Origin of the sequence: Maribrevibacterium harenarium, from assembly GCF_006385675.1 — a bacterium.
GTDB classification, from domain to species: domain Bacteria; phylum Pseudomonadota; class Gammaproteobacteria; order Pseudomonadales; family Marinomonadaceae; genus Marinomonas; species Marinomonas harenarium.
In genome coordinates, this window is sequence record NZ_VFRR01000025.1 from 1 (window position 1) to 26470 (window position 26470).

Here is a 26470-nt window from a genome sequence, read left to right on the forward strand (position 1 = left end):
AAAGACGTTAAAACAGAGATCATATCTTGAACAAGATCGTCGGTGAGTTCTGATTGATCCACGATCATAAGTTTCACACCACGAGCTGAAAGTGACGCTTCGACGAATTCGGAACCAAAACGCATTAAGCGATCCCTGTGCTCAACAATGATGTGAGTTAACTCAGGGTCAGCAAGCAACTGCAACAGCTTCTTGCGTTTGCCATTCATCCCGGAACCGATTTCAGAGACAGTAGCGGATACAGCAATTCCTTGAGCATTTGCGAAGCTCAGGCAGCGGGCGATTTGACCATCTAAATCCTTTTTCTGATCGGAGCTGGAGACGCGACTATAAATAACAGCTTTAGACTCTCTAACAACCTCATCAACAATGATCGTGCCAGTAGGCAGCTGCCTTGCAGGCACAGGAAGCTTGCCGCTACGAAACTGGTTCCATGCGGTACGATAGCTTATTCCTTGTTTTCTTGCCCAATCTGAAAGCTTCATTTACACCAATATATTACTATGTATATACATACAGTAACATAAAATCAGCAACAGTTGCAAACCCTTCTTCATTAACATGACGACAGATCTTGTGTTGTCTGATGCTTTTTTTCCAATCGCACCGGAAACGGTATACATAGAAATTTTGGAAGAACAGGAAATCACCCCGCAATTCGTCACGGCCGTAGCGCTGGCATGAAGCAGGCTATCGCTTTGTACTGGATGACTATCAATTTTCGCAATCCTATGAAGCATTGCTGCCTTATATGTCGATGATTAAGGTGGACGTACTAGATACCCACCCCGAGTAATACATCGATCGCTTGAATGTATTAAAGGAGCGCGGTTTAATGCTCGTGGCCGAAAAGGTCGAAAATCAAGCCATGTTCGACTTGTGTCTAGAACTTGGGTTTGAATATTTCCAAGGCTATTTCTTGAAAAAGCCGGAGGTGATAAAAGGTAAACGTGTGGATGCCAATGTCCAAAGCGCTATGAATTTGGTCAGTGCACTACAGGATGAGCAGATTAACATCGATACGATTGCTAACTTGGTTTCCCAACACCCAAAACTATCATACCAACTACTACGCATACTAAATAGCCCAGTGGCTGGCATCCCGAGAAAAGTGGAATCAATCCGAGAAGCAGTGGTTTACTTGGGGCTAACGCAACTACGGAAATGGGCGCTGCTGATTACCGCTACCTCTAGTAGCAATAAAAATATCGATCAACTCAAACTACTGCTGGTTCGAGCCCGATGCTGCCAACTCCTTGCAGACAACTCAAAAAATATCTCCAGCGATGTAGCCTTCACCATGGGCCTGATGTCAGGCATAGATTTATTGTTAGGCATAGATAGGCAGACCGCTTTGAAGCAAATTGCGCTACAGGAAGGAATTACGAAAGCTATATTGCTAGGGGAAGGCCCTTTAGGAAAACTGCTTTACTGCACCATGTGCATCGAGCAAGAACGCTGGGACGCCATCGAAAAGATGCCCTCACCGATTCGTAAAGCTTTGAATCACGCTTTTTTTGATGCCTTGCGCTGGGCCAACGATATCGCTCAAGAATTGCGTCAGTAGACAGATTATTTCTACTCTAAATCGTTGACAAGCCTTTAAAAATACTTAGAATGCTCAACCACAATTTCAGCGCCAGTGTGATGGAATTGGTAGACATGACGGATTCAAAATCCGTTGCCGCAAGGCGTGGCGGTTCGAGTCCGCCCACTGGTACCATATTAAAGCCCATGCTAATCAACAGCATGGGCTTTTTTATTTTGGGCTTATCAATTAAAGCCTATCTCGCAAAATCCATTGTCATCCTCTAACACATAATCGGGCAACTCGTCTCTTGATGGGATGGGTTTAGATTTCCCTTCATCATCGATAGCAACAAATTTAAAAACACCTTCTGTTACCTTTTCACGCATCCCAATACGTCCGCGGCGTACCCACGCCTCTACATGAATATTCATGGAGGTGCGACCTACAGACTCGACACAAGTGTACACCCCAAGGATGTCACCCACTTTCACCGGACGGATAAAGCTCATCCCCTCAAGCGCTACAGTGACTACTCGACTTTGCGCCCTCTGACCAGCACAAATACCTGCCGCAATATCCATCTGGGACAACACCCAGCCACCAAAAATATCCCCAGCCGGGTTAGTGTCCCCAGGCATTGCCACCGTACGCGTGGTCAAACGCCCACGGGTCATTCCTTCATCAGACATGTTTACTCCTCTCGCTTTACGATTAGTTCTGCAGAGCATAACACGGGTTCAAGGAATGAAAATCAACCTAAGAATGGAATTTTAGTAAAGGAAGAAAAGGTGCAGTCTAGTAGTCAACTAGGAGAAGAATATGAGGGGAACAGAAACAAAAAAGGCACCAAATGGTGCCCGGGACCGGAATCGAACCGGTACGATATTTCTATCGCAAGATTTTAAGTCTTGTGCGTCTACCAATTTCGCCACCCGGGCAAGTAAAACTGAATTGGAGGCCGGAGTCGGAATCGAACCGGCGTACACGGAGTTGCAGTCCGCTGCATGACCACTCTGCCATCCGGCCTCAATCAGTTAATCTTAAGAGAGTGGAGCGGGAAACGAGGCTCGAACTCGCGACCCCAACCTTGGCAAGGTTGTGCTCTACCACTGAGCTATTCCCGCGTCTCAAAAGACGGTGCCTATTCTATGTATTCTCTCTGTGTCGTCAAGGAAAAAATCTAAATAAATAGCTAACTTAGCAAAATTTTTACAGATTGATTAAATCTCGTTCGATTTCTTCGGCATTAACACTGGCCAAGCCGCTTTCAGGTAAACATACATCGACCAAAGTGTCAGCACCGCAGCCACAGCTAGAATTCCTTGACCAATATCCGCATATAAAGTACCAGGATAACTACCTAGCAGTACAAAAATCGCCAGCATCTGCATAGCGGTTTTCAACTTACCAATAAAAGAAACAGCAACACTTGCCCGCTTGCCGAGCTCAGCCATCCATTCCCGTAATGCGGAAATAACAATCTCGCGGCCGACAATTACGGCACTAGCCAATGTCATTAAGATATTGTCATAGGCTGCGACCAACAAAACTAACGCCACGGATACCATCACTTTGTCAGCCACAGGATCAAAAAAAGCACCGAATGGGGTGGTTTGGTCTAACTTACGAGCCAAGTAACCATCTAGCCAATCTGTCACTGCCGCCACGCCGAAAATCAATGCCGATACTAAGTAGCGCTCACTCCAAGGCAAATAGTAAATCACTACCAAAACAGGAATTAGAGCAATCCTTAGCGTGGTTAAAAAATTTGGGATATTCATGCCATCTCTTGCATATATTAGGTTTACTGAAATTGTGCATAGCTTAGCTTTTATGGAGGTGCAGGTATATCTCTTGCGCTTTTTTTGCACCAATGCCATGCACTTTAGCAATATCTTCCTCGCTCGCGGCGAGTAACTCCTGCATACCACCAAAAGCGGTAAGTAAATCTTTACGACGTTTCGGACCAATACCCGGTATCGATTCCAAAGCCGAATGGCGCCGCTTCTTATCCCGCCGACGACGATGACTTTTTACGGCAAAGCGGTGAGCTTCATCGCGGATATGCTGAATCAAATGCAAAGCAGCCGAATCGGGGGGTAAAACCACTTCATCTTCCTTTGAACCGATATAGAGGGTTTCCAAACCAGGCTTGCGAGTATCCCCTTTCGCCACCCCCAACAAGAAGATATCAACTAGGCCGAGTTCTGCCAGCACATCCTGAGCTTGTTTGAGCTGCCCCTTACCACCATCAATCAGCAATACGTCAGGGGCATCGAGTTCCCCTTCTTTCACACGCTTATACCGCCGGGTTAGCGCTTGCTTCATTGCCGCATAATCATCACCCGGCTCAATACCCTCGATATTGAAAGAACGATAACGCTTTTTGTCTGGACCTTCCGCACCAAACACGACACAGGAGGCCACTGTTGCCTCACCACTGGAATGACTAATATCAAAACACTCCATGTGAGTCGGCGGCTCCTTGAAGCCTAAGACCTTTTGCAAAGCGGTAATACGACTAAAGTGATTACGCTTGTCGGTAAGCCGAGCCTGTAAACCTTGCTCCGCATTGAGACGCGCAAGTTCCAGCCAACGCGCCCGCTGCCCACGCACATTCCAAACAATTTCGATACGCTTACCGGTAGTGTCGGTAATCGCATCACCAATTGCATCGCCATCTTCCAATCCATGGCTAAGAATTAAGGATTTAGGCAATTCATGGGCACCACCTAAATAGGTTTGCGCGATAAAGGATGATAGCAACTCACCCTCATTAATTTCCAAAGGCATTTTGGGGTAGTAACTTTTGCTACCAATGACTTTACCTTGGCGCACTAGCATCACATGAACACATAAGCCACCGGGCTGAATTAGGGCAGCGATCACATCCGCATCACCACTTTGGCCATAAACATGTTGCTGCTCCTGCACATGTTTTAATTGCACCATCTGGTCACGTAATTCTGCGGCTCGCTCAAACTCCATCTCCTGGGCCGCTGCCGTCATTTTTGCGGTAATTTCAGCCGTTAGCTCTTGGCTTTTGCCTTCGAGGAATAATCTGGCATGACGCACATCTTCCGCGTATTGCTCATCATTAATCATACCGACACATGGGCCAGAACAACGCTTAATTTGATATTGCAGGCACGGACGAGAACGATTGCTGTAAACTGAATCTTCGCAAGGGCGTACTTTAAATACCTTTTGCAAGGTCGTGAGACTTTCTTTTACAGCCACACCACTCGGGAAAGGGCCATAAAGCTTGCCTTCTTTAGACTTATTGCCACGGCGGAACAGCAATGCCGGATGTTGATGATGAGACAATAAAATGTAGGGGTAGGATTTATCATCCCGCAGCAGAATATTGTAGGGCGGCCGGTGTTGCTTGATGAGGGTTTGCTCTAGCAATAGAGCTTCGGTCTCGCTTTTAGTAACCGTAATCTCAATATGGTCAATGCGACTGACCAGCGCCATCGTCTTAGTTGTTAGACCGGTGGCGCGAAAATAACTGCTGACACGGTTTTTCAGGTTTTTCGCTTTGCCAACATACAGCAATTCCCCCTCGCCATACATGCGATACACACCAGGACGAGAGGTAAGGTTGCTAACAAAGTGCTTAGGGTCAAAATCGAAAGACAAGCCGTGATCCGTGTTATCCGGTTAAGCCAAGCATATTATATTTCATTGCCATGCGAGTGAGTTCAACATCACTGTTGATACCCAACTTCTCAAAAATACGTTTGCGATAGGTGCTAACCGTTTTCTCGGAGATACTCAGCTTGTCGGCGATATCTTTATTACGCATACAATTAACGATCATTTGCGCCACTTGCAATTCCCGATCAGCCAAGCGCTCAAAGGGCACATCTACCCCCTTATGAGTAATTTTTTGCAAGGCGATTTTTTGTGCCAGATGTTTGCCAATATACTGCTGCCCATTTAGAACGCTGTGAATCGCATCCACTAATTCCGATGGCGGAGCACTTTTATCCACGTAACCACTGGCGCCAGCTTCCATAATTTTGGTGAGATAGGGAGCGTCCTCATAGCCAGACATAGCGATGATTTGCACCTCTGGAAAGCGCCGTTTGATTTCGATTGTGGCACCAAAGCCACCGATCCCGGGCATATGCACATCCATCAGGATTACATCGGGGGGAGTTCGCCGAGAAAATGCCAGTGCCTCTTCACCGCTCGCTAAACAAGCCAATACTTCCAGTCCCTCTATCTCTGCCAATACGCGACTAAGCCCTTCGCATAGCATATTGTGATCATCGACAATCAGAACTTTATGCACGCTCACCTCTAAAACAACGCTAACAATTACAGAATACTACTCCTATCCTTGGCTCTGTAAAAGTACTTAAATTTGACTAAACGCTTTGATTTGTCTCAATTTTACGGGCCAATACCACGACTATTCGGGTAGCTCTTCTCGGTAACCCAACTTAGCCAAAGTGAACTGCGCCCGCTGCCGATATTGTTGGCGAATACCGGTTCCTTTTGTCTTGTAAAGATAATACAAATGATGGGCCCACTCTTGCTCTGGTGCGTCTATTTGCTTGCGAATTTTCTGCATCAGAGTTTCAAGCTCAGGCGCTTGCTGATGTTCAATCATAGTCACCACAGGAATGGAAAGCGTTTCCCCAGCCATGACTCGGTCTATGATTTTTTGGTACGCCTGCTCAAACATGGGCCAACTGATGCGCTCTTCTTCGCTACGCAGCCTACTCCAACCACAGTCAGACCCCGCATGAAACACCGCAGGGTGACTCCATTTTACCAAACGTGGATCACCACTACTGGAACAGGCTTCCAAATAGGCTTGGCGCGGCTCTTTTAAGCCATAGGATTGATAAGCGGTGTGAATCTCACTTAAAAATTCGGAAATCGTTGGTGGCCAAGCAAACCTCTCTTTGACTCGCTCTACCGCGTAAGCTAATAGTGGTTCCTGAAAGCCCTTTAGCGCCAGAGCCCACTCTCGCTTCGCCAGTTTTAAATCATCTGACGTAGAATAAGCGGAATCAAAGCGATTGGTATAAATCGCCCGAAAACGGGCAAATACCATGTTGACCAACACCTTGGTACGCTCATGAACTTCATTACCGCCCTGTTGTGCTCCTGCCTGATTACCAGTCTGTGTCGTGGATGTTGCGAATGGCGTCCCGGACTTCTTCTCGATTGGATTTAGCAGTTGTTGAATAGGTTGAGGAGCCTTCATAGTTACCTCGATCAGATTGACGATATTGCCATTGGCGTTTTACATATTTGAAAAATTCACTGTTCCAAGTACGCACATTTTTACGCTGTTCTTTTATTCGCAGTAGAAATTCCGGCAACAATTGCTGTGCAAAAGAACGCTCGATCCCAGACTGTAAAATCTGTTCAAAAGTGGATTCCTCGGGCAGCCATTGGTCTGGCTGACGGGTACGTTCTTTTTCCTCTAAGTAACGGTCAAAATCTGACACCCCACGACGCTCCCCAGAGGAGGCGATTGGTTGAGATGCAGGATAACTCCGTTCCCGTGGGGAAAACGCAGGCTTACTTGGTGGTAACGGGGTTTGGACTTGAGGAGCTGCTTTCGCTGAATGTTGCAACCGGCTGACCTTAGCCAACACATCTTCTTCATGTGCTTTTGACTGCGCAGGAGGCTCAGTCAGCTCAGAGGTAACGCCGGAAGCTGGGCTTGTTTGAACAGCAATGCCCTGGTCAGTACGACGATACTGCAATAGCTGGCTGGCTTGTAGACTCGCCAAGAGGCGCAATACCATTGGCATCGTCCAAAATGGCAGCATATTCCCGATATCCCGATGAGACAAAAACATCTCACCCGCCCCTGTCAGAAATGCCCTTTGCCGCAAAAAGCTCAACAGGACACTTTCTTCTAAACCAATTTCGGCGGCCAAGTTAAAAGAAATAGGCAATAAATAATCAGTGTTAGACATATAACCAAAGCAAGGTACAGCATGGCTGTACAGTATTGTGAATTCTAGAAGCGATGGCGCTGACGATACCCCTTTGCAGCCTAACCCGCAAGCAAAGCGTCTTGCATCCATAGCTTGATGACCATTTTATGACTAAGCCATGAAATCTATTTGACAGGCATTTTTTGCACTTCTATGCTGAAACCGTGCCTAGTGGAGAGCACCCTTCCTTTCATCTAGCTTTACTCTCCATGCGGGTTCAACTTTATGAGGAGAAAGTTGTATGTATACAATCAATATTACTGGTCACCACATCGACGTTACCCCAGCCATTAAAGATCATATTAACGAAAAAATGGGGAAGATAGCCAAGCTCAGTGACCAGATAACCTCTGTCAACATCACACTTGTGAAGGACAACAAAGAACAAAAGGCCGAAGCCACTATCCACCTTCCTGGCAAAGAACTATTCGCTGCGGCCAGCTCTGAAGATCGCCTGTTCCATGCCATCGACGGCATGATTGATAAATTGGCCCGCCAAGTAGACAAACACAAAACCAAACAATCCGCTACCAACCATAAAGCGGCAGTAGCTTCATAGAAAGCCAGTTTGTACCCAACTATGCGCGCCTTTCGGGGCGCGTTTTGCATTCTGAAACCTCCCTTCCTGCTTTATTTCAAACAGCCTTTATCAAAAGTCATTGAACTGGGAACTCTTAACCACATATAGTGTCTTAGATTCAGGTTATTTTCTTAAAGGAGAAATCACACCATGCGTTATACAGAAACTCTGTCGACCAGTTCGTCGCAAGCTGCCAACAAAACGCTGCGTAACACCTACGGTCTGTTGTCACTGACTTTACTGTTTAGTGCTTTCACAGCAGGTTTAAGTATGGCATTCAATTTGCCACACCCAGGCCTAATCATCACCTTGGTTGGTTTTTATGGATTGTTGTTTTTGACCCATAAATTCCGTAACAGCGCAGTGGGTATTTTGTGCGTATTCGCATTGACTGGCTTTATGGGATTAACGCTTGGCCCAATTCTTTCGGCGTACCTAGCATTGTCGAATGGCGCTAGCCTGATTATGTCTGCTTTAGGCATCACCGGTCTGTCGTTCTTGGGTCTGTCTGCTTACGCGCTAGTCTCCAAAAAAGACTTTAGTTTCCTAAATGGCTTTTTAACTGTTGGCTTCTTTGCTTTATTGTTCGCCATGATTGCCGGCTTCTTTATCCAGATGCCAGCGCTACAAATCTTTATCTCGGTAGGCTTCACTTTATTCTCAGCCGCTGTAATTTTGCTGCAAACCAGTGAAATCGTACGTGGTGGTGAGACTAACTACGTGATCGCTACCGTGAACCTTTACGTGTCTCTATACAATATGTTCCTAAGCATTCTTTCACTACTAGGAATGTCTTCTGACGATTAAGTTAGCCTTCTCCCACCGCTAACTTACAGGAGAAAAGCCGCTGACCGCGGCTTTTTTTCTGTGTAGACTTAGCGAACCTTGTCGAATTGCCCATTAAATCCTATGAAATTTGCACTTCTTGTCACCGGCGGCCCGTTTCAGAGCAAATCCTGCCATTCCGCATTGTCATTTGCCAAAGCCATCATCGCCCATCCAGACCATGAGCTTATTGGCGTGTTTTTTTACGAAGATGCCGTTCTGGTTGCCAATCAGCTAAGTAACCCACCGCGAGATGAAATGAATATCACCCACAGCTGGCAGCAGTTAGCACAAACCAGCGGAGTGGAATTAAAAGTCTGCATCGCCGCCGCCATCCGCCGAGGCATCTTAAACGAAGCAGAAGCCACGCGACACGAACAAGCCCATCACAACTTAGCCTCTGGTTTCACCTTAGAAGGCCTAGGCACCTTGATCGAATTAGAGCAACAAGCAGATCGCCTTGTGAGGTTTCGCCCATGAGCACCCTGATTTATCTCACCAGCTCCAGTTACAGTAGCTTAACCATCAAAGAAGCCCTAGATATGGCCCTCGTGTTTGGCACCTTTGAGCAAGAAGTTGCCATCGCCGTCACCGGAGGGGGTCTGACCCTCTTACTTGAGGGTCAGACCCCTAGTGAAGAGCATGGCAAGCACTTGTTTAAACTACTGGATGGGCTTGAGTTTTACGATATCAACAAGCTTTATGTGCGAGCAGATGAAAGCGCTCATTTAGCCTTGTGGGAAGGCATCACGGCCCTATCAGACACTGAGTGGCAGCAGCTCTTTTCCCAATACCAACATGTTTTACGGTTTTAATATGGCGACTTTACATACTTTAAATAAAGCAGAGTACCCAGCGGCAGTGGAACGGGACTGGCGTTGCGCAGTAAAACCTGGCGATACGATTTTACTAATCGAAGAAGCGGTATTACGCTTACTCAATCCCGAGGCAATTAACCAGCTAAGTGGCGCAAACTTAACAGCACGGCAAGCTGATCTACAAGCTTACGGCTTACAGCCCCCATCTGTGTGTGATGACACTGCTTGGGTTGAGCTGTGTGTAAGTCATGATAAGTTGATCAATTGGTGATATGTATTTAACCCCATGACGGCCTTTCTCACCGCTGCTATACTTCTGCTATACGTGTATAGCAACGGAGTATCATGATGTTAGCCATACGTTTACCAGCAGATATTGAGTCCCGCCTAAATGCTTTAGCAAATGAAACAGGACGAACCAAAACCTACTATGCCAGAGAAGCGATCTTGAAGTATTTAGATGAACTTGAAGATCAATACATGGCGGAAAAGATTATGGAAAATGTAAAGAGCGGCAAAGAAAAGCTGCACTCATTGGATGAGGTGGAACGTGAACTTGGTCTGGACAACTGAGTTAACAGAGACAGCCAAAAAACAACTCGCAAAACTTGATCGCCAACAAGCTCAGCGAATCATCAAATATCTTAGACAAGTCGCCAGTCTAGAAAACCCAAAGGATAGAGGCAAAGCACTGACTGGCAATTTATCCGGTTTTTGGCGATATCGAGTCGGAGACTACCGTATCATTTGTGATATTCAAGCCAGTGAGTTGGTGATTGTCGCAGTATTCATCGGTCATAGAAAACATATCTATTAAAACAAGAGTAGAACGTATGTCAGTCCCTTTCCCTGAGGTAGACGAAGAAGGCTATTTACTGGATCTAAATAATTGGAATGAAGCCTTGGCAGAGCAAATTGCCAAGCAAGAGGGTCTAAGCCTCACTCCCGCCCATTGGGAGATTATTCATTTGCTGAGAGGATTCTACCAGCAGTTTGAAGTGTCTCCTGCCATGCGGCCGTTAGTCAAAGCCGTAACCAAAGAGCTCGGGGCCGAGAAAGGTAAAAGCATCTATCTGATGCAGCTTTTTCCCGGCAGCCCCCCAAAGCTGGCTGCCAAGATCGCTGGGTTACCCAAACCAGCTAACTGTCTATAGCTTATTTGCCGTACCAAGACAGCTTTTCATGCAAGGTGACCACTTCCCCAATGATTAACAAGGCCGGGGACTGCACGGCGTTATCGGTCACCACTTGATGAATATCCTTGATGCTGGAAGTAAATACCCGCTGTTCGGCAGAAGTCCCTCTCTCCACCACCGCCACCGGCATAGAAGGACGCATACCAAACCGAATCAGTGACTGGGAAATCGACTCCAAGCCGGTTAAGCCCATGTAAATCACCAAGGTTTGGCTAGGGTGTACCAGCTCATCCCAGGGCAACTCGGTGGTACCGTCTTTCAAATGCCCAGTTAAAAAACGCACCGATTGGGCGTAATCCCGATGGGTTAGGGGAATCCCCGCATAAGCCGCACAACCTGCCGCTGCCGTCACCCCAGGCACGACTTCAAAGGATACGCCAGCTTCTACCAACTCTTCTAACTCTTCCCCACCACGACCAAAAATAAATGGATCGCCCCCTTTAAGGCGCACTACGATCTTACCTTGCTGGGCTTTTTCCACTAACAGGGCATTAATTTGATCTTGGGGTAAGCTATGCAGCGACTTCGCTTTTCCCACATAAAGTTTTTCCGCGCTATCAGGGATGAGCGCAATAATGTCTTTCCCAACCAAACGGTCGTACAACACCACCTCCGCTTGAGTAAGTAAACGGTGCGCCTTCAGGGTAAGCAGCTCCGGGTCGCCGGGACCTGCACCAATTAAGTAAACTTTGCCATGCATATCTTGTTTCATCATTCCAATAAACGAAAAAGCCTCCACACAAAACCGACAAACAAAAGGGTCAATCCGTGTAAGAGGCTTTTAATAATCGAGCCGCAACCCGATAAAGTGTTAACCGATCTGGGTTTTACCACCCATGTAAGGCACCAGTGCTTCCGGAACGGTTACCGTACCATCGGCATTCTGGTAATTTTCTAGAATCGCTACCAAAGTACGACCAACCGCTAGACCAGAACCATTCAAAGTATGTGCCAATTCTGGCTTACCGGTTTCTGGATTGCGCCAGCGGGCCTGCATACGACGGGCTTGGAAATCCCACATATTGGAGCAAGAGCTGATTTCGCGGTATTTTTGCTGACCGGGCAACCAGACTTCAATATCGTAGGTTTTGTGAGCCGAAAAGCCCAAGTCACCACCACAAAGCACCACTGTACGGTAGGGTAGGTTCAGTTTTTGCAAAATGGCTTCCGCATTACCGATTAGCTCTTCCAATACCTCGGTAGAACGATCAGGACGACAGATGTGTACTAGCTCAACTTTTTCAAACTGATGCTGACGGATCATGCCGCGAGTATCGCGACCGTAACTGCCCGCTTCAGAACGGAAGCACGGAGTGTGTGCCACGTATTTTTGGTGCAAATCTGCATCGTTCAAGATCTCGTCACGCACCAAATTGGTAACTGGCACTTCTGCCGTAGGGATCAAATACAAGTCGCTGTTACCACTGTCTTTGTCTACTGGCACCTTAAACAGGTCTTGCTCGAATTTTGGCAACTGACCTGTACCACGCAAGGAAGCGCTGTTGACCAAATAAGGTACATATACTTCTTGGTAGCCATGCTCGTCGATGTGAGTATTCAACATAAACTGGATCAAAGCGCGGTGCAGGCGAGCGATATCTTTATGCATTACCGCAAAGCGTGAACCAGTGAGCTTGGCTGCTACTTCGAAGTCCAACATGCCAAGGGCGGCACCGACGTCAACGTGATCTTTGACGTCGAAATCAAATACCCGTGGCTCACCCCAACGGCGAATTTCCACGTTATCATCTTCCGATGCGCCAACAGGTACGGACTCATGGGGAATATTTGGAACCGCCTCAAGCATTGCATCTAGCTCTGCCTGAATGGCATGCAGCTCGTCCTTGGCTTTGGCGAGGTCATCCCCCAAGGTAGCCGTTTGTGCTTTGAGTTCCTCAGCACGGGCTTTATCACCGGCTTTCATAGCCACGCCAATGTCTTTGGAAACCGAGTTACGGGACTGTTGCAGATTTTCCGTTTCGATTTGAATGGCTTTACGACGTTCTTCCAAGCCTTTAAACCCGGCGACGTCTAGTTCAAACCCTTTCTTTTTTAGCAGAGCCGCAACCGCTTCTGGGTCCGCTCGCAGTGTTTTAATGTCTAACATTGCTGCAACAAAGTCCTCTGAATATAGTGAAAAGCTGGCGTTAAAAAGCGCGCGCGATAGCAATACCCGCTGCCAACGCGGCAATACCCACAACGCAGCTCAATAATAAATAGCTTGCTGCGGTTAGCCAAGCCTGCTGATTGATCAAGGCAACGATTTCTAACGAAAAGGTGGAAAAAGTCGTAAAAGCCCCGAGAAAACCCACCATTAATACAGGTCGTAACGATTCAAATGCTGGAACCCGCTCGGCGATCAACACAAAAGCCATCCCCATTAAGAAGCTACCTAATACGTTGATACTAAAAGTGGCCAACGGAAAGGTATGCCCCCAACTATGGTTAATAAAGCGAGTCATGGCAAAGCGCGCCATAGCACCAAATGCGCCACCTAACGCGACCGATAAATACATGGCTACCATAAATCGCCTTCCCCTTCCGTGCTTTCCTGATATTGACGTTGTCTCGGACTTTGGGCATCTAGCTCTGCCAACCAAGCCAACTTCTCGCCGATTTTCTTTTCTAAGCCGCGATCCGTCGGGTGGTAGTAGCGCTCTCCGGCCATTTCCTTGGGAAGATAACTTTCCCCAGCGGCGTAGGCATACTCCTCGTTATGGGCATAGCGGTAGTCTTCACCATGACCCATTTCCTTCGCTAGTTCCGTAGGGGCATTGCGTAAATGATTGGGCACTTCATAGCTCGGCTGCTTGGCAACATCTGCCATCATTTGATTGAAGGCTTTGTACAAGGCATTACTTTTGGGGGCACAAGCCATATAGACAGCGGCTTGAGCAATGGCACGATTCCCCTCATAGGCACCCACGCGCTCGTAAATGTCCCAAGCGTTTAGGCCAATTTGCAGCGCCCGTGGGTCCGCATTGCCAATATCTTCCGAGGCAATCGCCAACAAACGCCGAGCAATATACAGTGGGTCACAGCCACCATCGAGCATACGCGCCATCCAGTACAAGGCCCCATCCGGGGAAGAACCACGCACGGATTTATGAAATGCAGAAATCTGATCGTAAAAGGCATCCCCTTGGCGATCAAAGCGGCGCAAACTGGCCCCGAGCACTTCTTCTAATTGAGCGTCGGTAACTTGCTCCCCGTCTTCCACAAAGTCCGCTAAGACTTCGAGGAAGTTTAAGCTGCGGCGTACATCGCCATCGGCAGCCACGGCCATCAATTCTAAATGGCGATCAGAAATCATAATCTGCCGCTGCCCCAAACCGCGCTCACTATCCGTTAAGGCTTGCCGCATGGCTTGTACCAAGTCAGAGATTTCTGGCGTTTTCAGGCGGTATACCCGCGCCCGAGACAACAATGCCGAGTTGAGCTCAAAAGCGGGATTTTCCGTGGTCGCTCCCACAAAAATAAAGGTGCCATCTTCGATGTAAGGCAGAAACGCATCCTGTTGAGATTTATTAAAGCGATGCACTTCATCCACAAACAGCAAGGTGGGCTTTTGCGTCATATCACGCCATTGCTTGGCTTTATCTACCGCTGCACGGATATCTTTCACGCCGGACATAACCGCCGACAATTCAATAAACTGGGCATCCACGGATTTCGCAAACAACTGGGCAAAGGTCGTTTTCCCTACCCCCGGCGGCCCCCACAAAATAAAGGAGTGGGCTTGCCCTTTAGCCACCATCCGGTACAGAGGTTTATCCGGCGCAACCAAGTGTCGCTGCCCCACGTATTCATCCAAATTGCGTGGGCGCATACGGGCAGCGAGGGGTTTAAAACTGCCTTGCTGTTGATCGGCAAATAAATCATCCATATGGGAACTTAACCTGCTGGCTGCTCAACGCCAGGCTCGATGATCAAATCCACGTAATCCGGCAGGTCGACTTTAAAGTTTTCTGGCGATACCCCTTCGTGGGCTTCGACATTTTTGAACTCAATGAGGGTGGTTTGGCCCAGAGCATCTTTGATCGACATAGCTTGGATCAGATCATTACGGAACGACAAAGTCAGCGTTTGAAACAGGTCCTCCTCCCCTTTTGGAGCCAGCTGATACTTAGCACCCGACAAGGTTTTCACGTCATAGTGCTGCAATACATTCTCGGCGGACTCACCTAATAGGGCCGCTGGAGAATTACCCACGCTGGCAGCCAATGGCTTTTGGGTGGCTTGCTCGAAATCCACATCCCAAATGGTGACGGTTTTGCCATCGGCAATAATACGTTGCGGAAATGGGGAAATGGTATCCCACACAAAACGATTGGGCTCCGCTAGCAAAAATACCCCTTCACTGACCTGAATCTGCTTACCTTGGTCATTGTAAGTGGTTTGGCGGAACTCACCTTCCACATTGCGGTTGATTTCCAGCAACTCGGTAAGAGAACTTTCGGCTTGAGCAACGCTCGCCAACAATAGCAACAACAAACTAAATATACGCACTCGGGTAACTCCTTTGTCTCGCGGCATGACATCTGCCACGAATACCACTTTAATCAATAACGGAAAAATCAATATGGGGGCTTATTCGGGAATTAACACATCCCGCTGACCGTTTGTCCCCATAGGTCCGACTAAGCCCGCGTCTTCCATCGCTTCCACCAAATTCGCAGCCCGGTTATAGCCAATTTTTAAACGTCGCTGAATCGACGAAATCGACGCTTTGCGGGTTTCAATCACGATCTTCACCGCTTCATCATACAGGGGGTCAGCATCTTCACTGTTACCGCCGGTCATAAGATCTTCTGGGTTAGCTACCACCTCGGTGATGTAATCCGGCTCCCCTCTGGCTTTCCATTCTTCCACTACCGCATGAACTTCTTCATCGGATACAAAGGCACCGTGCACCCGAATCGGCGTTGGCAAACCCGCCGGAAGATACAACATATCCCCTTGTCCTAGTAGCTGCTCCGCACCACCCTGATCCAGAATTGTCCGAGAATCAATCTTGGTAGAAACTTGGAACGCCATGCGCGTCGGGATATTGGCCTTGATCAACCCCGTGATCACGTCTACCGATGGGCGCTGGGTCGCCAAGATCAAATGGATACCAGCAGCACGGGCCTTTTGCGCGATCCGGGCGATCAGCTCTTCGACTTTCTTGCCGACGATCATCATCATATCGGCAAACTCGTCTACTACGATGACAATATAAGGCAAGGGTTCCAAATGAGGTACGGTACGCGCCACGCCGTCCTGACCAAACATGGCTTCGTGCTCTGGCTGCCAGAGTGGGTCTTCTAACGGCTGCCCATCTTCGATAGCGTCCCGAACTTTCTTGTTGTAGCCAGCGATATTCCTCACTCCAAGTTTCGACATCAGCTTGTAGCGCCGTTCCATTTCATCTACCGACCAACGCAAACCATTGGCGGCATCTTTCATGTCGGTAATAACCGGGGTAATCAGGTGTGGGATGCCCTCATAAATCGACAGCTCCAGCATTTTTGGGTCCACCATGATCATGCGCACTTCGTCCGGTGTAGACTTAAGCAACATACTCAAAATCATGGCATTAACCCCTACCGACTTACCGGAGCCAGTCGTACCTGCTACCAGTAAGTGAGGCATTTTTGCTAAATCCACCACCACCGGCTCGCCGGAGATATCATGCCCCAATGCCATGGTCAGAGGCGACTTGGCATTGTCATACATGGGGGTGTTTATCACTTCAGAGAAATACACCGTGTCCCGATGCTGGTTCGGAATCTCGATACCAATGGTGGATTTGCCGGCGATCACCTCCACCACCCGCACACTTAATACGCTAAGGGAGCGGGCTAAATCTTTCGCCAAATTGGTAATGCGCGACACCTTAACCCCAGGGGCAGGCTGAATTTCAAAGCGCGTAATGACTGGCCCAGGATTCACTTCTACTACTTCTGCTTTCACGCCGAAATCCAACAGGCGCAGCTCCAATAGCGATGACAACTCGATCAACTCATCTTCCGAGTAGCCACCATTTTTTGGCTTCGGCTGCGTCAACACGCCACGGTCTGGCAGGGTATAACCTTCGCTCTCAGGCTGGGCTGGCGCTGGCTTGCCGGCCGCCGATGACTTCGGCTCATCCGATTGGTGTTCTGGCTCACTAAGGGAATCCAGCTGTTTGGCTTCCGACAAAGTACGCACCGCAGGGCGACTGGCGGCGGGCTTGGGTTCCACCAAGGGGTCAGACCCCTTTTCCACGAGGGTCTGACCCCTTTTAGGGGGTTCTACGGTAAAGGGTTCGTCGTCTTCGATATAGAGGGTATCGGTGAAACCAATTTCTCGGTCTTCGTCATCAAAGTCATCTAAAGTGAAGTCCGCTAGAGAGGGCTCTTCATGGCGTTTTGGAGTTTCCGGTTGAGCTTCCGGCTTAACTTTCTTGGCAGGCAAGAGCTTTTGCCACCAGGCTGGCTTGTCCTCGGCCTCTTCTTCCTCTTCTGCTAGATCCAATTCTTCCGTTTCAGTGACTGATGGCTGGCTGGCACCTTTTTTACGGAAAATAGCTGGGCGCTCTAGGTCTGCATCCCCGTCTTCCTGCTCCTGTTCAGCTAATTCGGCTTTACGCTCTTGACGGGCTTGATGTTTATCGCGAAGTTTTAAATAGCCCTTTTCTAGCATTGCGCCGATGCGTTCAAATACGCTTAACCAATGAATTTGCATCATTAAGGTAAAAGCCAACAGGGTCATGGCTAAACTCACTAGAGTGGCACCATCGTAGCCAAGCCAACGGTGTAGCCACTCCCCCACGCTATGCCCAAGAATCCCCCCTTGACCAAACTGCATCGGGGTAGTGCCGACCGTATGTAAAAAACACAATGCCGAGCCAAAAATAAGATAGCTAAAGGTGCCAAATAGACTAAACAAAGACAGGGTGAGGGGCTGCATACCATGGGGATTGCGCCACAGCACCAAAGTCACCGCCAAAAATAACACTGGCAGAGAGAAGAATAGCGTCCCGAAAAAGCCGGACAACAAATCTGCCAAGGTAGCGCCAAACAAGCCCATGGAGTTACGCACCAAACCATCGGCACCGGAGTAGAACCAGCCCGGGTCTTGAGGGCTATAGGTATAGGTGGCAAAGGCGAAAAAGAGAAAAAACACCAACGCCAATAAAACTGAGCTTTGCTTTGCAAAGGTTCCCCAAATCGGGGGCCGCACATCCTGCGTCAAACGTCACCTGCCTTCAGATCGTGAATTGCTGTGGCGCTAGAATAGCATACTTTAAGCTACAAGCTGACTAGTCAGGTGGGGCATGAGTAGCGAAGAAATTTTCAATCGACTTGATTGGCATCCAGAGCTTTGTAGTTTGAATTTCTTGTTGCAAAAAGATAAAGCCGACCTTTTGGTAAAAGGCAACCAGCGCATCATCTTTCGCATCGACAAACAATCCAACCACACCTAACTGTCTATTGATATGCAAAGTGCGCTGCATGGCATCGATAACCAAGATTTTGGCATAGCCTTGACCTTGGTAGTGCCTATCCACACCCATCCGAGCGAGGAGCACAGCCGGTAACGGATGGGGGTAATTTTTATAAAATTTGTGGTCAATAGGGATACTAACCTGAGTATCGCTCAGAGTATAAAAACCAGCGATGTCTCCTGCACATTCCCCTTCCAACACGAAGGATCTGGAAAGATTGTGTTTGCCCGCTCGACGAGCCGTTTCCCTTAGAAACTTATTGATAAGGTCATTTGCACAGTCAAACCCTTTACGGTTATGACTTGCGTTTAACTCTGGCAACGCCATTATCTATATCCTTATAGCTCTGGTAGGCATTATCAAGATGTTGAATTTTTGGGGGGTTATCCAGTGCATCGAAAAATCGATTCGCTCCGTCCATGGACAATTTTAAAAGCCTATCACGCTCAAATACCACTTTGGCGCGATCGAGAGCAGCATCAATCAAAAACTGAGACATAGAGGCACCAGAAAGCTCCGCCGCATTAAGAATGATCTCTTGAATCTCTTTCGGCGCACGAGCGACGAGTCGCACGTTTTCTGGTATGTGAGACATACTCATATTTATCCCCTTTCGAGTCGCTTTTCGATTAAAAGTAATTGTTGCCATTATGGCACCACGATAGTAAAAAATCAAAAAAGTGCCATTTTGGCATCTACCCCCACTAGCACAAAAAAATGCAATGAATTGAGCGCTGGTGATATAGAGGGATTTCTTTCTCAATTGGAGTACTTGCCTATCTCGATAGACTCCGCCATAGCGCTCAAGGCTTTTCTAGAACCTTAAACATTGCTAGAGCTTATAATCTAACGAGCTATGATGGGACTTACTTAGAGCTTGCCATTCGTAAAGGGGTTGCGCTTGCGACTATAGACAAAAAGCTTATTACCGCCGCGAAGCAAGCAGGAGTTGAAGTGTATTTACGTTAAATCAGTGCCGAGATCGAGCGTCAAACGTCACCTGCCTTCAGATCGTGAATTGCTGTGGCGCTAGAATAGCATAAAAAAACCAGCCCGAAGGCTGGTTTTCGCTTTCACTAAGATAGGGAATCTTAGAAAGAAGCTTTGGCACCGATAACAGTCTTCTCCATAGACTTATCGCCAGTCAGAGAAGCTGCGTAGTAAGTTACGTCACCAGCTTTGAACCAAGCAGCAACTTCGGTGTTGCTATCGTCAGCATTTTTCGCTGCTTCTTGGTTCATTGAGTGTTGGACGCTAAGTTTAAGAGCGTCTGTAGGAGCAAAAGTAGCACCCACTACTACAGAACCGACTTTTGATGCTTCAGCAGTTTTCGCTGCTTTATCGTAGTACTCACCACCAGCATATGAAACTGTTACAGTGGCCGGACCAGCAGGAATAGAAGCGCCGATCGCGTAAATAGTGTGCTCGTCTTTAAGTTTTGAAGTTGTCTCGCCTGCATAAGTACCGAATGATGCAGTAACGTTAGCTACACCAAGGTCTTGAGAGTACTTAGCAGCAGCACCAACACCATTCTGGTCAGTTGCCATTTCCAGTGCGACAGTTAAACCGGGCATTACTGCATAGCGGATACCCAAATCAGTTTGGGAACCATCACCATACTCGCCTTCGATAACACGGTCTGCTTTTAGGTAACCATCATCAGCGATAGAACCGTCGAAGTCACCAAAAGATACAGCACCTTGAGTAACTTTAGCAGAAACGATAGTTGCAGTTGCACCACGGAACTCGATCAACGTAGACACAACACCAGTATCGATGTTTAGATTGACTTCGCCTTTACTACCCCAAGTGTCATTGTTGCCATTAGCAGTAGCATCATCGTGCTTGTCACCAAGCATTGCCATTTCCAAGCCAGCTTGACCAGAAAAAACTGGCTCAGCAGCAAAAGTAGCAGTAGAAACAGCAGCCGCAACAGCAGTTACTGCGAAAACAGAAGCAAGTTTAATCGCTTTCATTCAAGATTCCCCTTTAATTATAAATAGTCGGTCTCAAGACCTTTTGAAAGGTTCTGTTACCTTATCAAGAAACGCTGAAAAATCAACGACTCAGATATACTAAAACCCATCAGTTGCAGTTTTGTGACAGATTCACACCACCGCAAACATTTTTAGTTCCAAAAAACGATATCCGAACGGTTATTCAACTGATCGCTTCGAACTAGGGTGATTAAAACCAAGTTTTCCTTTGTGGGTCAAGCACTCGACGCTATTTTTTTCAGTTTTTTTTGCTTTTTTCCGCCAATCACGCATCTAAATCAGGTTGGCGTTGACAGTTGCTCACGATTCTTATGAAATCTGAAGCAGGTTACAAGCCTTACTTGGTACACTCGTCATCTTGACGATAACATCTAGTTGGACACCAAGTTACTCTTTTTAAGACTGTTTTTAGAATCACAAACACCGACTTCATGACCTCTCACCCAGAACCTGAGCTGCTGATCCTAGCGGATGACCCACACGAGCTACCTAACCCCCACAAAGCTCTCCATGAGCCGGAGGGTTTAGCGGCTATTGGAGGGGATTTAACACCGAAACGCTTGCTCAATATGTATCAGCATGGTTTTTTCCCTTGGTTTAGCGAGCAAGACCCGATCTTGTGGTGGCACCCGGCAGAGCGTTGCGTGATTGCGCCAGAGGCGTTTCATTGCAATCGCAGCCTACGTAAGGCGGTTAAACGGGGCAATTGGCAATGGCGCATCAATGGGAACTTCCCGACTGTGATACGCACCTGTGCGGCCTTACGAGCCCATGAGGAAGGCACTTGGATCGTACCCGAGATCGAACAAGCCTATACCCGCCTGCATAAGCTTGGCTATGCTTTTTCCGTGGAAACCTATTTAGACGGGGAGCTGGCCGGTGGTTTTTACGGGGTCGCCATGGGTCAGCAATTTTACGGAGAATCCATGTTTTCCCTGAAGCCTAACGGCTCGAAAATCGCCTTAGGACAGTTTTGCGCTCTGTGCCCAGAGCTCGGTATTCGGCTCATCGATTGCCAAGTGGAGTCGGAGCATTTGCTTACCTTGGGGGCGAAACTGATGCCCCGCCCGGAGTTTGTTGACGTGTTAAAACGCCATGTACCGATGCAGACACCGAACCTTGCCCTACAAAAATTGGCACTAAATCACGAGTTAATGCCAGTTACATTTGCCTTATGACGCTGATTTGGGCAAAATATCGGCGATTCGAAAAACCGTGTGGCGCAGCCAGATACTGCCCACAGGACTTAAGCTATTGATCTAAATAGCAAATAAGCAATTTTGGCCGGTCGGCCTTTGATAAATTACAGGACTTCTATACAGTGGCAAAAGAAGACAGCATTGAAATGGAAGGGACTATCGTCGATACCCTTCCTAACACTATGTTCCGCGTGGAACTAGAAAACGGTCACGTTGTGACGGCTCATATCTCTGGCAAAATGCGTAAAAACTACATCCGCATCTTGACTGGCGATAAAGTGAAGGTGGAATTGACCCCTTACGACTTGTCTAAAGGTCGCATTGTTTACCGCTCGCGCTAAGACGCAGACGGAATGATTGAAAACGGTTGCCTCGGCAGCCGTTTTTTATTTTGATGCCCCTAATTTATCGGCCATAGAATGGCCTCGTACGAGCTCAATCCTTTGAGCGATTTTACGCTTATCGGCCATAGAATGGCCTCGTACGAACCCAATCCTTTGAGCGATTTTGGTTCCTATCGGCCATGGAATGGCCGTTAGATACGCTATACTGGTAGCCATTCATTACCAATCAGTTTTGAAAAACATGATTACTCAGAAAGAAATTTTCATCATTGCAGGGCCAAATGGCTCAGGTAAAACAACTTTCGCCATGGATTTAATTGACCAAGGCTTAATAGAGCATTACCTAAACGCAGATGAAATTGCAAAAGAACTGACGATTGAAAATTCTGCCCACGCTAACGCACGTGCCGCGAGATGTTTTCTGAAACGACTTAAAAAGGCTTCACTTAGCGGTGAAAGCTTTGCTCTTGAAACAACATTATCTGGACTTGGTTACCTTGACCATATCAAAAAGTGGCAAGAATCCGGCTGGAAAGTTTCGATCTTTTACCTATTTCTAAGCTCCGTGGATGTATCGAAACAGCGTGTAGCGGAGAGAGTCACTCACGGAGGTCATTCTATTCCAATAGAAGATATTGAGCGTAGATTCCCGAAAGGAATTAAAAACTTCTACCACAAGTACGCGAAATTAGCAGATTATGCTCAATGTATTTATAATGAAAACCAAACACCGGTTGCCGTTTTCAGTATCATCGGGGGTCGTGTAGAAATCCATGATGCACATTTGTTTGAGACGTTTTCAGAGGTAGCTAATGATTAAGCCTGAATCAGAGTACAAACCTCCATTTAATGGAGTGGAAATACTACAGTGCGCCGTTGACAAAGTAATACGTCGACGCAAGGCCATGGGGCAATATGTAATCATTGGAGAATCAGGGAAAGCGAAGAAACTGGACTTCTCCGCACGTGATACCGAAATGGAAGTTGATGTTCGGAAAACCTAATACTCAGCAGAAGCTTTAATACCTATCGGCTATGGCAGAGCCTCATGCGAACTCAATCCTTTGAGTGATTTACGCATATCGGCCATAGAATGGCCTCTTACAAAGACTGATCACCCGCACAGCGGGTTTCCACTTTGCAAAGCAAGGCATCGGGCTCTGTTTCGCAGCGACCTTACAAGCTTGCTTGTGGAGCCAGAAACAGTTGCCTGCTGGCGAAGCTGGTAATTGACCATGGAATGGCATAAAAAAATGATAGGCGAACTATTCGCCAAGAGGCCATTGCCTAGATGTGTGCAGTACTCGGAGTATGGCAATATCCGCGCCGTGATGTTGATATACGATAAGATAGCTGGGAGTCAGCACTAACTCACGAGTCATTTCAACAAGCCCCACGCGCCCCATATCTGGAAAATCTAGCAGTTGGGTCACACGCTGCTGAAGAAGGGCAAAAAGCTGTGCAGCAGCTGTTGGGTTCTTTGACTGAAGGTATTCCATTAGGTCAAAAAGATCATTTTGAGCGTACTCAGTCCATTGAATCTCTGCCATTACTACCGCGCTCCATGCGAGACTTCAACTCTTCCATGACTTGGTGATGTGGTTTCATATTGCCCGGCTCTGTTAGGGCCTGATGAACTTTTTGACGGAACCAAATATCGTAGCTTGCTTGATCCGTGGTTAATCCAGCTGGCAAGCCCCCTTCTTTGGCAATAAAAGTCAGCAGGATACGGACAGCATCGGATACAGTTAAACCAAATTCGGCAAGCTTCGCGGTAGCGTCTGCTTTCAACTCTTCGTCTATTCTAACGTGTAGCATTGAGGTTCGTGACATAGCAATTCCTCCTATCGATCTCAATATTATGTATCTCAATTGAGTGACAGGCAAGTAATCGCAAAGTCTCAAATAGGTTATAAATTGGCCACTCAATGGAAATGTACGAACCCAGTCCTTTGGGTGATTTACGCATATCGGCCATCGAATGGCCTCGTACGAGCCCAATCCTTTGGGTGATTTTGCATTTATCGGCCATGGAATGGCCTCGTACAAAAAATCACCCGCACAGCGGGTTTCCACTTTATGAAGCGAGACATCAGGCTCTGTTTCGCAGCGACCTTACAAGCTTGCTTGTGGAGCCAGAAACAGTAGCCTGAAGACGCAGCTGATAATCGGCTATGGAATAGCCTCCTACAAGCTCAATCCTTTGGGTGATTTTACGCTTATCGGCCATAGAATGGCCTATTGCAAAGAGCCGCCCTAGTGCAGGGCGGTTTCTTTGATGACTTTGAACTCCAGTTCGTCTTTGCTTTCATCCAAGGAGATGAGGACATTACCACCCTCGACCAGATCGCCAAATAGAATCATGTTCGCCAGTGGTTTCTTCACATGCTCTTGGATGACTCGCGCCATAGGACGAGCGCCCATCTGGCGGTCGTAGCCTTTGTGGGCCAGCCAGCCCCGTGCCGGCTCGGATACTTCGATCATGACGCCTTTTGGATCCAGCTGTGCTTGTAGCTCGACAAGGAACTTGTCAACCACGTTGAAGATGATGCGCTCATCCAACTGTCCGAACTGCACCACCGCATCCAAACGGTTACGGAACTCTGGTGTGAAGGTGCGGTTGATCACTTCCATGCCGTCGGTAGAGTTATCTTGGGTAGAGAAGCCGATAGAACGCTTCGCCAAGATTTCGGCTCCAGCATTGGAAGTCATGATCAAAATCACATTGCGGAAATCCGCTTTGCGGCCGTTGTTGTCAGTGAGCGTACCGTGATCCATTACCTGTAATAACAGGTTAAAGACTTCAGGATGGGCTTTTTCGATCTCATCCAGTAGCACCACGCTGTGTGGGTTCTTGGTCACCGCTTCGGTGAGCAAGCCACCTTGGTCAAAGCCCACGTAACCTGGGGGCGCACCGATCAAACGAGAAACCGCGTGGCGCTCCATGTATTCGGACATATCAAAGCGGATCAACTCCAAGCCCATGATTTTTGCCAACTGGCGGGTTACCTCGGTTTTACCCACACCAGTCGGGCCAGCCATGAGGAAGGAACCGATGGGCTTCTGCTCAGCTTTAAGACCAGCACGAGATAGCTTGATCGCATCCGCCAAAGTCTCGATGGCGCTGTCTTGCCCGAACACCACCATTTTCAGGTCGCGCTCTAGGTTGGCTAGTACTTTCTTATCGTCGGAGTTCACCGCTTTCACTGGCACGCGGGCGATTTTGGATACGATATCTTCGATCTCGGCGACGGTAATCAGCGCTTTGCGTTTATCCTCTGGCTGCAGGCGCTGGTAAGCACCCGCCTCGTCCATCACGTCAATGGCCTTATCTGGCATATGTCGGTCAGTAATGTAACGACCTGCCAATTCTGCCGCTGCCCGTAGCGCCCCATCCTCGTATTTGATTTTGTGGTGTTCTTCGAAGGCTCCCACAATCCCTCTCAGGATTTGGTAGGTGTCTTCCACACTTGGCTCGTTTACATCCACTTTCTGGAAACGGCGGGCCAAGGCATGGTCTTTTTCGAATATGCCGCGAAACTCTTTAAAAGTGGTTGAGCCAATACAACGCAGCTGCCCCGAGCTTAGCGCCGGTTTAAGTAAGTTAGACGCATCCATCACCCCACCAGAAGCCGCACCTGCGCCAATAATGGTGTGAATTTCGTCGATAAACAAAATCGCGTTAGGCTGCTTTTTCATTTCACCAAGCAAGTGCTTGAGGCGTTTTTCAAAGTCACCACGGTATTTTGTACCAGCAAGCAAAGCCCCTAAATCTAGGGAATAAACCACGCCGTCCTTGATCACATCTGGCACTTGGCCGTCTACGATGCGCTTAGCAAGCCCTTCGGCAATGGCAGTTTTACCTACACCGGACTCACCCACCAATAATGGGTTATTTTTGCGACGCCGGGACAGGGTTTGAATCACCCGCTCCACTTCTTGCTCACGTCCGACTAAGCGGTCAATACGCCCTGCTTTGGCTTCTTCATTTAAGTTAGTAGCGTATTTTTGCAAAGGTGCTTTGCTGGAATCTTCGCCTTCGTCCTCATCGTTATCCATCGAGTTAGACTGGCTTTGATCACCCAGTTTCGAGATGCCGTGGGCAACATAGTTCACCACGTCGATACGGGCTACGTTATGACGACGCAACAGGTAAACCGCTTGGCTTTCTTGTTCACTAAAAATAGCGACTAGCACGTTCGCGCCAGTGACTTCCCGCTTACCGGAAGACTGAACATGAAATACCGCACGTTGTAGTACACGCTGAAAACCAAGTGTTGGCTGAACTTCACGCTCTTCATCGTTTTCTGGAATCAGTGGTGTAGTGCTATCGATAAACTCTTCCAGCTCTTTACTGAGCACTTCTAATTTAACACCACAGGCTTCGAGCACTTTCGCGGCCGCAGGGTTATCGATCAACGCTAATAGTAAATGCTCCACGGTCATAAACTCATGGCGCTTAGCGCGGGCTGCTTTGAAAGCCATATTTAGGGTTTGTTCGAGTTCTTTATCTAGCATTGCTCGTCCCTCTCTCTTAAAT

Annotated in this window: 31 protein-coding genes and 4 tRNA genes; 13 read left to right on the forward strand and 22 right to left on the reverse strand. The window is 47.9% G+C overall.

Annotated elements, in window-relative coordinates:
* Positions 1–485 (reverse strand): IS607 family transposase (locus tag FJM67_RS11950; protein WP_140589588.1); only part of this gene is annotated, 485 nt, incomplete at its 3' end.
* A 350-nt stretch (positions 486–835) separates the two neighbouring features.
* Here FJM67_RS11950 and FJM67_RS11955 point away from each other — a divergent pair.
* Both FJM67_RS11955 and FJM67_RS11960 read left to right on the forward strand, forming a co-directional pair.
* Positions 836–1567 (forward strand): EAL and HDOD domain-containing protein, encoded by a 732-nt coding sequence (locus FJM67_RS11955; RefSeq protein ID WP_140589662.1) that lies wholly within the window; start codon positions 836–838, stop codon positions 1565–1567.
* Between the two features lie 71 nt (positions 1568–1638).
* Positions 1639–1723: transfer RNA gene (locus FJM67_RS11960), tRNA-Leu, on the forward strand.
* 50 nt (positions 1724–1773) lie between these two features.
* On the opposite strand, the gene FJM67_RS11965 is transcribed toward FJM67_RS11960, so the two are convergent.
* The 9 genes from FJM67_RS11965 to FJM67_RS12005 all read right to left on the reverse strand — a co-directional run bounded on the left by FJM67_RS11965 (position 1774) and on the right by FJM67_RS12005 (position 7359).
* Positions 1774–2220 (reverse strand): acyl-CoA thioesterase, encoded by a 447-nt coding sequence (locus FJM67_RS11965; RefSeq protein WP_140589590.1) that lies wholly within the window; start codon positions 2218–2220, stop codon positions 1774–1776.
* A 162-nt stretch (positions 2221–2382) separates the two neighbouring features.
* Positions 2383–2469, reverse strand: a tRNA-Leu gene (locus tag FJM67_RS11970).
* A gap of 14 nt (positions 2470–2483) precedes the next feature.
* A tRNA-Cys gene (locus FJM67_RS11975) sits at positions 2484–2557 on the reverse strand.
* Positions 2558–2580: 23 nt separating this feature from the next.
* Positions 2581–2655, reverse strand: a tRNA-Gly gene (locus FJM67_RS11980).
* A gap of 96 nt (positions 2656–2751) precedes the next feature.
* Complete coding sequence (gene pgsA / locus FJM67_RS11985; protein ID WP_140589592.1) at positions 2752–3312, reverse strand: CDP-diacylglycerol--glycerol-3-phosphate 3-phosphatidyltransferase; 561 nt, start codon at positions 3310–3312, stop codon at positions 2752–2754.
* Positions 3313–3355: 43 nt separating this feature from the next.
* Positions 3356–5173 (reverse strand): excinuclease ABC subunit UvrC, encoded by a 1818-nt coding sequence (uvrC, locus tag FJM67_RS11990; protein ID WP_140589593.1) that lies wholly within the window; start codon positions 5171–5173, stop codon positions 3356–3358.
* Positions 5174–5186: 13 nt separating this feature from the next.
* Positions 5187–5831 (reverse strand): response regulator, encoded by a 645-nt coding sequence (locus tag FJM67_RS11995; RefSeq protein ID WP_140589595.1) that lies wholly within the window; start codon positions 5829–5831, stop codon positions 5187–5189.
* 120 nt (positions 5832–5951) lie between these two features.
* Entirely contained in the window at positions 5952–6755 is an 804-nt protein-coding gene (locus FJM67_RS12000; RefSeq protein ID WP_235890047.1) for a replication protein P, read from the reverse strand.
* On the reverse strand, positions 6664–7359 hold the full coding sequence (locus FJM67_RS12005; RefSeq protein ID WP_235890048.1) for a DnaT-like ssDNA-binding domain-containing protein: 696 nt from the start codon (positions 7357–7359) through the stop codon (positions 6664–6666). The genes FJM67_RS12000 and FJM67_RS12005 overlap by 92 nt, the downstream gene beginning before the upstream one ends.
* A gap of 382 nt (positions 7360–7741) precedes the next feature.
* Between FJM67_RS12005 and hpf the strand changes: the two genes are divergently transcribed.
* The 8 genes from hpf to FJM67_RS12045 all read left to right on the forward strand — a co-directional run bounded on the left by hpf (position 7742) and on the right by FJM67_RS12045 (position 10877).
* Positions 7742–8059, forward strand: a complete 318-nt coding sequence (gene hpf, locus FJM67_RS12010; RefSeq protein WP_140589598.1) for a ribosome hibernation-promoting factor, HPF/YfiA family — start codon at positions 7742–7744, stop codon at positions 8057–8059.
* 171 nt (positions 8060–8230) lie between these two features.
* Complete coding sequence (locus tag FJM67_RS12015) at positions 8231–8887, forward strand: Bax inhibitor-1/YccA family protein (protein WP_140589600.1); 657 nt, start codon at positions 8231–8233, stop codon at positions 8885–8887.
* A gap of 102 nt (positions 8888–8989) precedes the next feature.
* Complete coding sequence (gene tusD, locus FJM67_RS12020) at positions 8990–9385, forward strand: sulfurtransferase complex subunit TusD (RefSeq protein WP_140589602.1); 396 nt, start codon at positions 8990–8992, stop codon at positions 9383–9385.
* Positions 9382–9720, forward strand: coding sequence for a DsrE family protein (locus FJM67_RS12025; protein ID WP_140589604.1), 339 nt, complete (start codon positions 9382–9384; stop codon positions 9718–9720). Before tusD ends, FJM67_RS12025 begins: the two co-directional genes overlap by 4 nt.
* A 1-nt stretch (position 9721) precedes the next feature.
* The gene (locus FJM67_RS12030) at positions 9722–9994 is read left to right on the forward strand and encodes a DsrH/TusB family sulfur metabolism protein (protein WP_181161491.1); all 273 of its coding nucleotides are present in this window, start codon (positions 9722–9724) and stop codon (positions 9992–9994) included.
* 74 nt (positions 9995–10068) lie between these two features.
* A complete protein-coding gene (relB, locus tag FJM67_RS12035; RefSeq protein WP_235890049.1) occupies positions 10069–10296 on the forward strand; it encodes a type II toxin-antitoxin system RelB family antitoxin in 228 nt (75 codons plus the stop codon).
* A complete protein-coding gene (locus tag FJM67_RS12040; protein ID WP_140589607.1) occupies positions 10280–10540 on the forward strand; it encodes a type II toxin-antitoxin system RelE family toxin in 261 nt (86 codons plus the stop codon). Before relB ends, FJM67_RS12040 begins: the two co-directional genes overlap by 17 nt.
* A 16-nt stretch (positions 10541–10556) precedes the next feature.
* Positions 10557–10877, forward strand: coding sequence for a TusE/DsrC/DsvC family sulfur relay protein (locus FJM67_RS12045; RefSeq protein ID WP_140589608.1), 321 nt, complete (start codon positions 10557–10559; stop codon positions 10875–10877).
* Position 10878: 1 nt separating this feature from the next.
* Here FJM67_RS12045 and cobA read toward each other — a convergent pair whose 3' ends face one another.
* The 9 genes from cobA to FJM67_RS12090 all read right to left on the reverse strand — a co-directional run bounded on the left by cobA (position 10879) and on the right by FJM67_RS12090 (position 20366).
* Positions 10879–11634 carry a uroporphyrinogen-III C-methyltransferase gene (gene cobA, locus FJM67_RS12050; protein WP_235890050.1) on the reverse strand — a complete coding sequence of 252 codons (756 nt, stop codon included), beginning with the start codon at positions 11632–11634 and terminating at the stop codon, positions 10879–10881.
* A 96-nt stretch (positions 11635–11730) separates the two neighbouring features.
* Positions 11731–13026, reverse strand: coding sequence for a serine--tRNA ligase (gene serS / locus FJM67_RS12055; protein ID WP_140589610.1), 1296 nt, complete (start codon positions 13024–13026; stop codon positions 11731–11733).
* Positions 13027–13066: 40 nt separating this feature from the next.
* Positions 13067–13444, reverse strand: coding sequence for a fluoride efflux transporter CrcB (gene crcB, locus FJM67_RS12060; protein WP_235890051.1), 378 nt, complete (start codon positions 13442–13444; stop codon positions 13067–13069).
* Positions 13438–14805, reverse strand: a complete 1368-nt coding sequence (locus FJM67_RS12065) for a replication-associated recombination protein A (protein WP_140589612.1) — start codon at positions 14803–14805, stop codon at positions 13438–13440. Before FJM67_RS12065 ends, crcB begins: the two co-directional genes overlap by 7 nt.
* A gap of 8 nt (positions 14806–14813) precedes the next feature.
* On the reverse strand, positions 14814–15428 hold the full coding sequence (gene lolA / locus FJM67_RS12070) for an outer membrane lipoprotein chaperone LolA (protein ID WP_235890052.1): 615 nt from the start codon (positions 15426–15428) through the stop codon (positions 14814–14816).
* An 81-nt stretch (positions 15429–15509) separates the two neighbouring features.
* On the reverse strand, positions 15510–18137 hold the full coding sequence (locus tag FJM67_RS12075; protein ID WP_140589613.1) for a DNA translocase FtsK: 2628 nt from the start codon (positions 18135–18137) through the stop codon (positions 15510–15512).
* A 67-nt stretch (positions 18138–18204) separates the two neighbouring features.
* Positions 18205–18717, reverse strand: coding sequence for a GNAT family N-acetyltransferase (locus FJM67_RS12080; RefSeq protein WP_140589615.1), 513 nt, complete (start codon positions 18715–18717; stop codon positions 18205–18207).
* A complete protein-coding gene (locus FJM67_RS12085) occupies positions 18686–18991 on the reverse strand; it encodes a type II toxin-antitoxin system TacA family antitoxin (protein ID WP_181161492.1) in 306 nt (101 codons plus the stop codon). Before FJM67_RS12085 ends, FJM67_RS12080 begins: the two co-directional genes overlap by 32 nt.
* Positions 18992–19481: 490 nt before the next feature.
* Positions 19482–20366, reverse strand: coding sequence for a hypothetical protein (locus FJM67_RS12090; protein ID WP_140589618.1), 885 nt, complete (start codon positions 20364–20366; stop codon positions 19482–19484).
* Positions 20367–20818: 452 nt separating this feature from the next.
* Here FJM67_RS12090 and aat point away from each other — a divergent pair, with 452 nt between their 5' ends.
* From aat to FJM67_RS12105, 3 genes are all read left to right on the forward strand, one after another.
* Positions 20819–21565, forward strand: a complete 747-nt coding sequence (gene aat, locus FJM67_RS12095) for a leucyl/phenylalanyl-tRNA--protein transferase (protein WP_140589620.1) — start codon at positions 20819–20821, stop codon at positions 21563–21565.
* 143 nt (positions 21566–21708) lie between these two features.
* Positions 21709–21927 carry a translation initiation factor IF-1 gene (gene infA / locus FJM67_RS12100; protein ID WP_055461515.1) on the forward strand — a complete coding sequence of 73 codons (219 nt, stop codon included), beginning with the start codon at positions 21709–21711 and terminating at the stop codon, positions 21925–21927.
* A gap of 244 nt (positions 21928–22171) precedes the next feature.
* Positions 22172–22750: an AAA family ATPase gene (locus FJM67_RS12105; RefSeq protein WP_181161493.1), complete on the forward strand. Its 579-nt coding sequence runs from the start codon at positions 22172–22174 to the stop codon at positions 22748–22750.
* A 445-nt stretch (positions 22751–23195) separates the two neighbouring features.
* Here FJM67_RS12105 and FJM67_RS12110 read toward each other — a convergent pair whose 3' ends face one another.
* The 3 genes from FJM67_RS12110 to clpA all read right to left on the reverse strand — a co-directional run bounded on the left by FJM67_RS12110 (position 23196) and on the right by clpA (position 26448).
* Positions 23196–23480: a type II toxin-antitoxin system RelE/ParE family toxin gene (locus FJM67_RS12110; protein WP_140589624.1), complete on the reverse strand. Its 285-nt coding sequence runs from the start codon at positions 23478–23480 to the stop codon at positions 23196–23198.
* Positions 23458–23763: a type II toxin-antitoxin system RelB/DinJ family antitoxin gene (locus FJM67_RS12115; RefSeq protein WP_140589626.1), complete on the reverse strand. Its 306-nt coding sequence runs from the start codon at positions 23761–23763 to the stop codon at positions 23458–23460. The genes FJM67_RS12110 and FJM67_RS12115 overlap by 23 nt, the downstream gene beginning before the upstream one ends.
* Before the next feature lie 423 nt (positions 23764–24186).
* A complete protein-coding gene (gene clpA / locus FJM67_RS12120) occupies positions 24187–26448 on the reverse strand; it encodes an ATP-dependent Clp protease ATP-binding subunit ClpA (protein WP_140589628.1) in 2262 nt (753 codons plus the stop codon).
* Positions 26449–26470 lie beyond the last annotated feature (22 nt).

Coding starts and splice junctions, on each gene's coding strand:
- FJM67_RS12045 (WP_140589608.1), top strand. CDS start 10,557: ATGTCAGTCCCTTTCCCTGAGGTAGACGAAGAAGGCTATTTACTGGAT.
- FJM67_RS11965 (WP_140589590.1), bottom strand. CDS start 2,220: ATGTCTGATGAAGGAATGACCCGTGGGCGTTTGACCACGCGTACGGTG.
- FJM67_RS12090 (WP_140589618.1), bottom strand. CDS start 20,366: ATGAAAGCGATTAAACTTGCTTCTGTTTTCGCAGTAACTGCTGTTGCG.
- FJM67_RS12110 (WP_140589624.1), bottom strand. CDS start 23,480: ATGGCAGAGATTCAATGGACTGAGTACGCTCAAAATGATCTTTTTGAC.
- pgsA (WP_140589592.1), bottom strand. CDS start 3,312: ATGAATATCCCAAATTTTTTAACCACGCTAAGGATTGCTCTAATTCCT.
- aat (WP_140589620.1), top strand. CDS start 20,819: ATGACCTCTCACCCAGAACCTGAGCTGCTGATCCTAGCGGATGACCCA.
- FJM67_RS12065 (WP_140589612.1), bottom strand. CDS start 14,805: ATGGATGATTTATTTGCCGATCAACAGCAAGGCAGTTTTAAACCCCTC.
- FJM67_RS12080 (WP_140589615.1), bottom strand. CDS start 18,717: ATGGCGTTGCCAGAGTTAAACGCAAGTCATAACCGTAAAGGGTTTGAC.
- FJM67_RS12015 (WP_140589600.1), top strand. CDS start 8,231: ATGCGTTATACAGAAACTCTGTCGACCAGTTCGTCGCAAGCTGCCAAC.
- FJM67_RS12025 (WP_140589604.1), top strand. CDS start 9,382: ATGAGCACCCTGATTTATCTCACCAGCTCCAGTTACAGTAGCTTAACC.
- FJM67_RS12000 (WP_235890047.1), bottom strand. CDS start 6,755: ATGAAGGCTCCTCAACCTATTCAACAACTGCTAAATCCAATCGAGAAG.
- clpA (WP_140589628.1), bottom strand. CDS start 26,448: ATGCTAGATAAAGAACTCGAACAAACCCTAAATATGGCTTTCAAAGCA.
- serS (WP_140589610.1), bottom strand. CDS start 13,026: ATGTTAGACATTAAAACACTGCGAGCGGACCCAGAAGCGGTTGCGGCT.
- FJM67_RS12030 (WP_181161491.1), top strand. CDS start 9,722: ATGGCGACTTTACATACTTTAAATAAAGCAGAGTACCCAGCGGCAGTG.
- FJM67_RS12105 (WP_181161493.1), top strand. CDS start 22,172: ATGATTACTCAGAAAGAAATTTTCATCATTGCAGGGCCAAATGGCTCA.
- tusD (WP_140589602.1), top strand. CDS start 8,990: ATGAAATTTGCACTTCTTGTCACCGGCGGCCCGTTTCAGAGCAAATCC.
- relB (WP_235890049.1), top strand. CDS start 10,069: ATGATGTTAGCCATACGTTTACCAGCAGATATTGAGTCCCGCCTAAAT.
- crcB (WP_235890051.1), bottom strand. CDS start 13,444: ATGGTAGCCATGTATTTATCGGTCGCGTTAGGTGGCGCATTTGGTGCT.
- cobA (WP_235890050.1), bottom strand. CDS start 11,634: ATGATGAAACAAGATATGCATGGCAAAGTTTACTTAATTGGTGCAGGT.
- hpf (WP_140589598.1), top strand. CDS start 7,742: ATGTATACAATCAATATTACTGGTCACCACATCGACGTTACCCCAGCC.
- FJM67_RS12085 (WP_181161492.1), bottom strand. CDS start 18,991: ATGAGTATGTCTCACATACCAGAAAACGTGCGACTCGTCGCTCGTGCG.
- FJM67_RS12005 (WP_235890048.1), bottom strand. CDS start 7,359: ATGTTTTTGTCTCATCGGGATATCGGGAATATGCTGCCATTTTGGACG.
- FJM67_RS11955 (WP_140589662.1), top strand. CDS start 836: ATGCTCGTGGCCGAAAAGGTCGAAAATCAAGCCATGTTCGACTTGTGT.
- FJM67_RS12115 (WP_140589626.1), bottom strand. CDS start 23,763: ATGTCACGAACCTCAATGCTACACGTTAGAATAGACGAAGAGTTGAAA.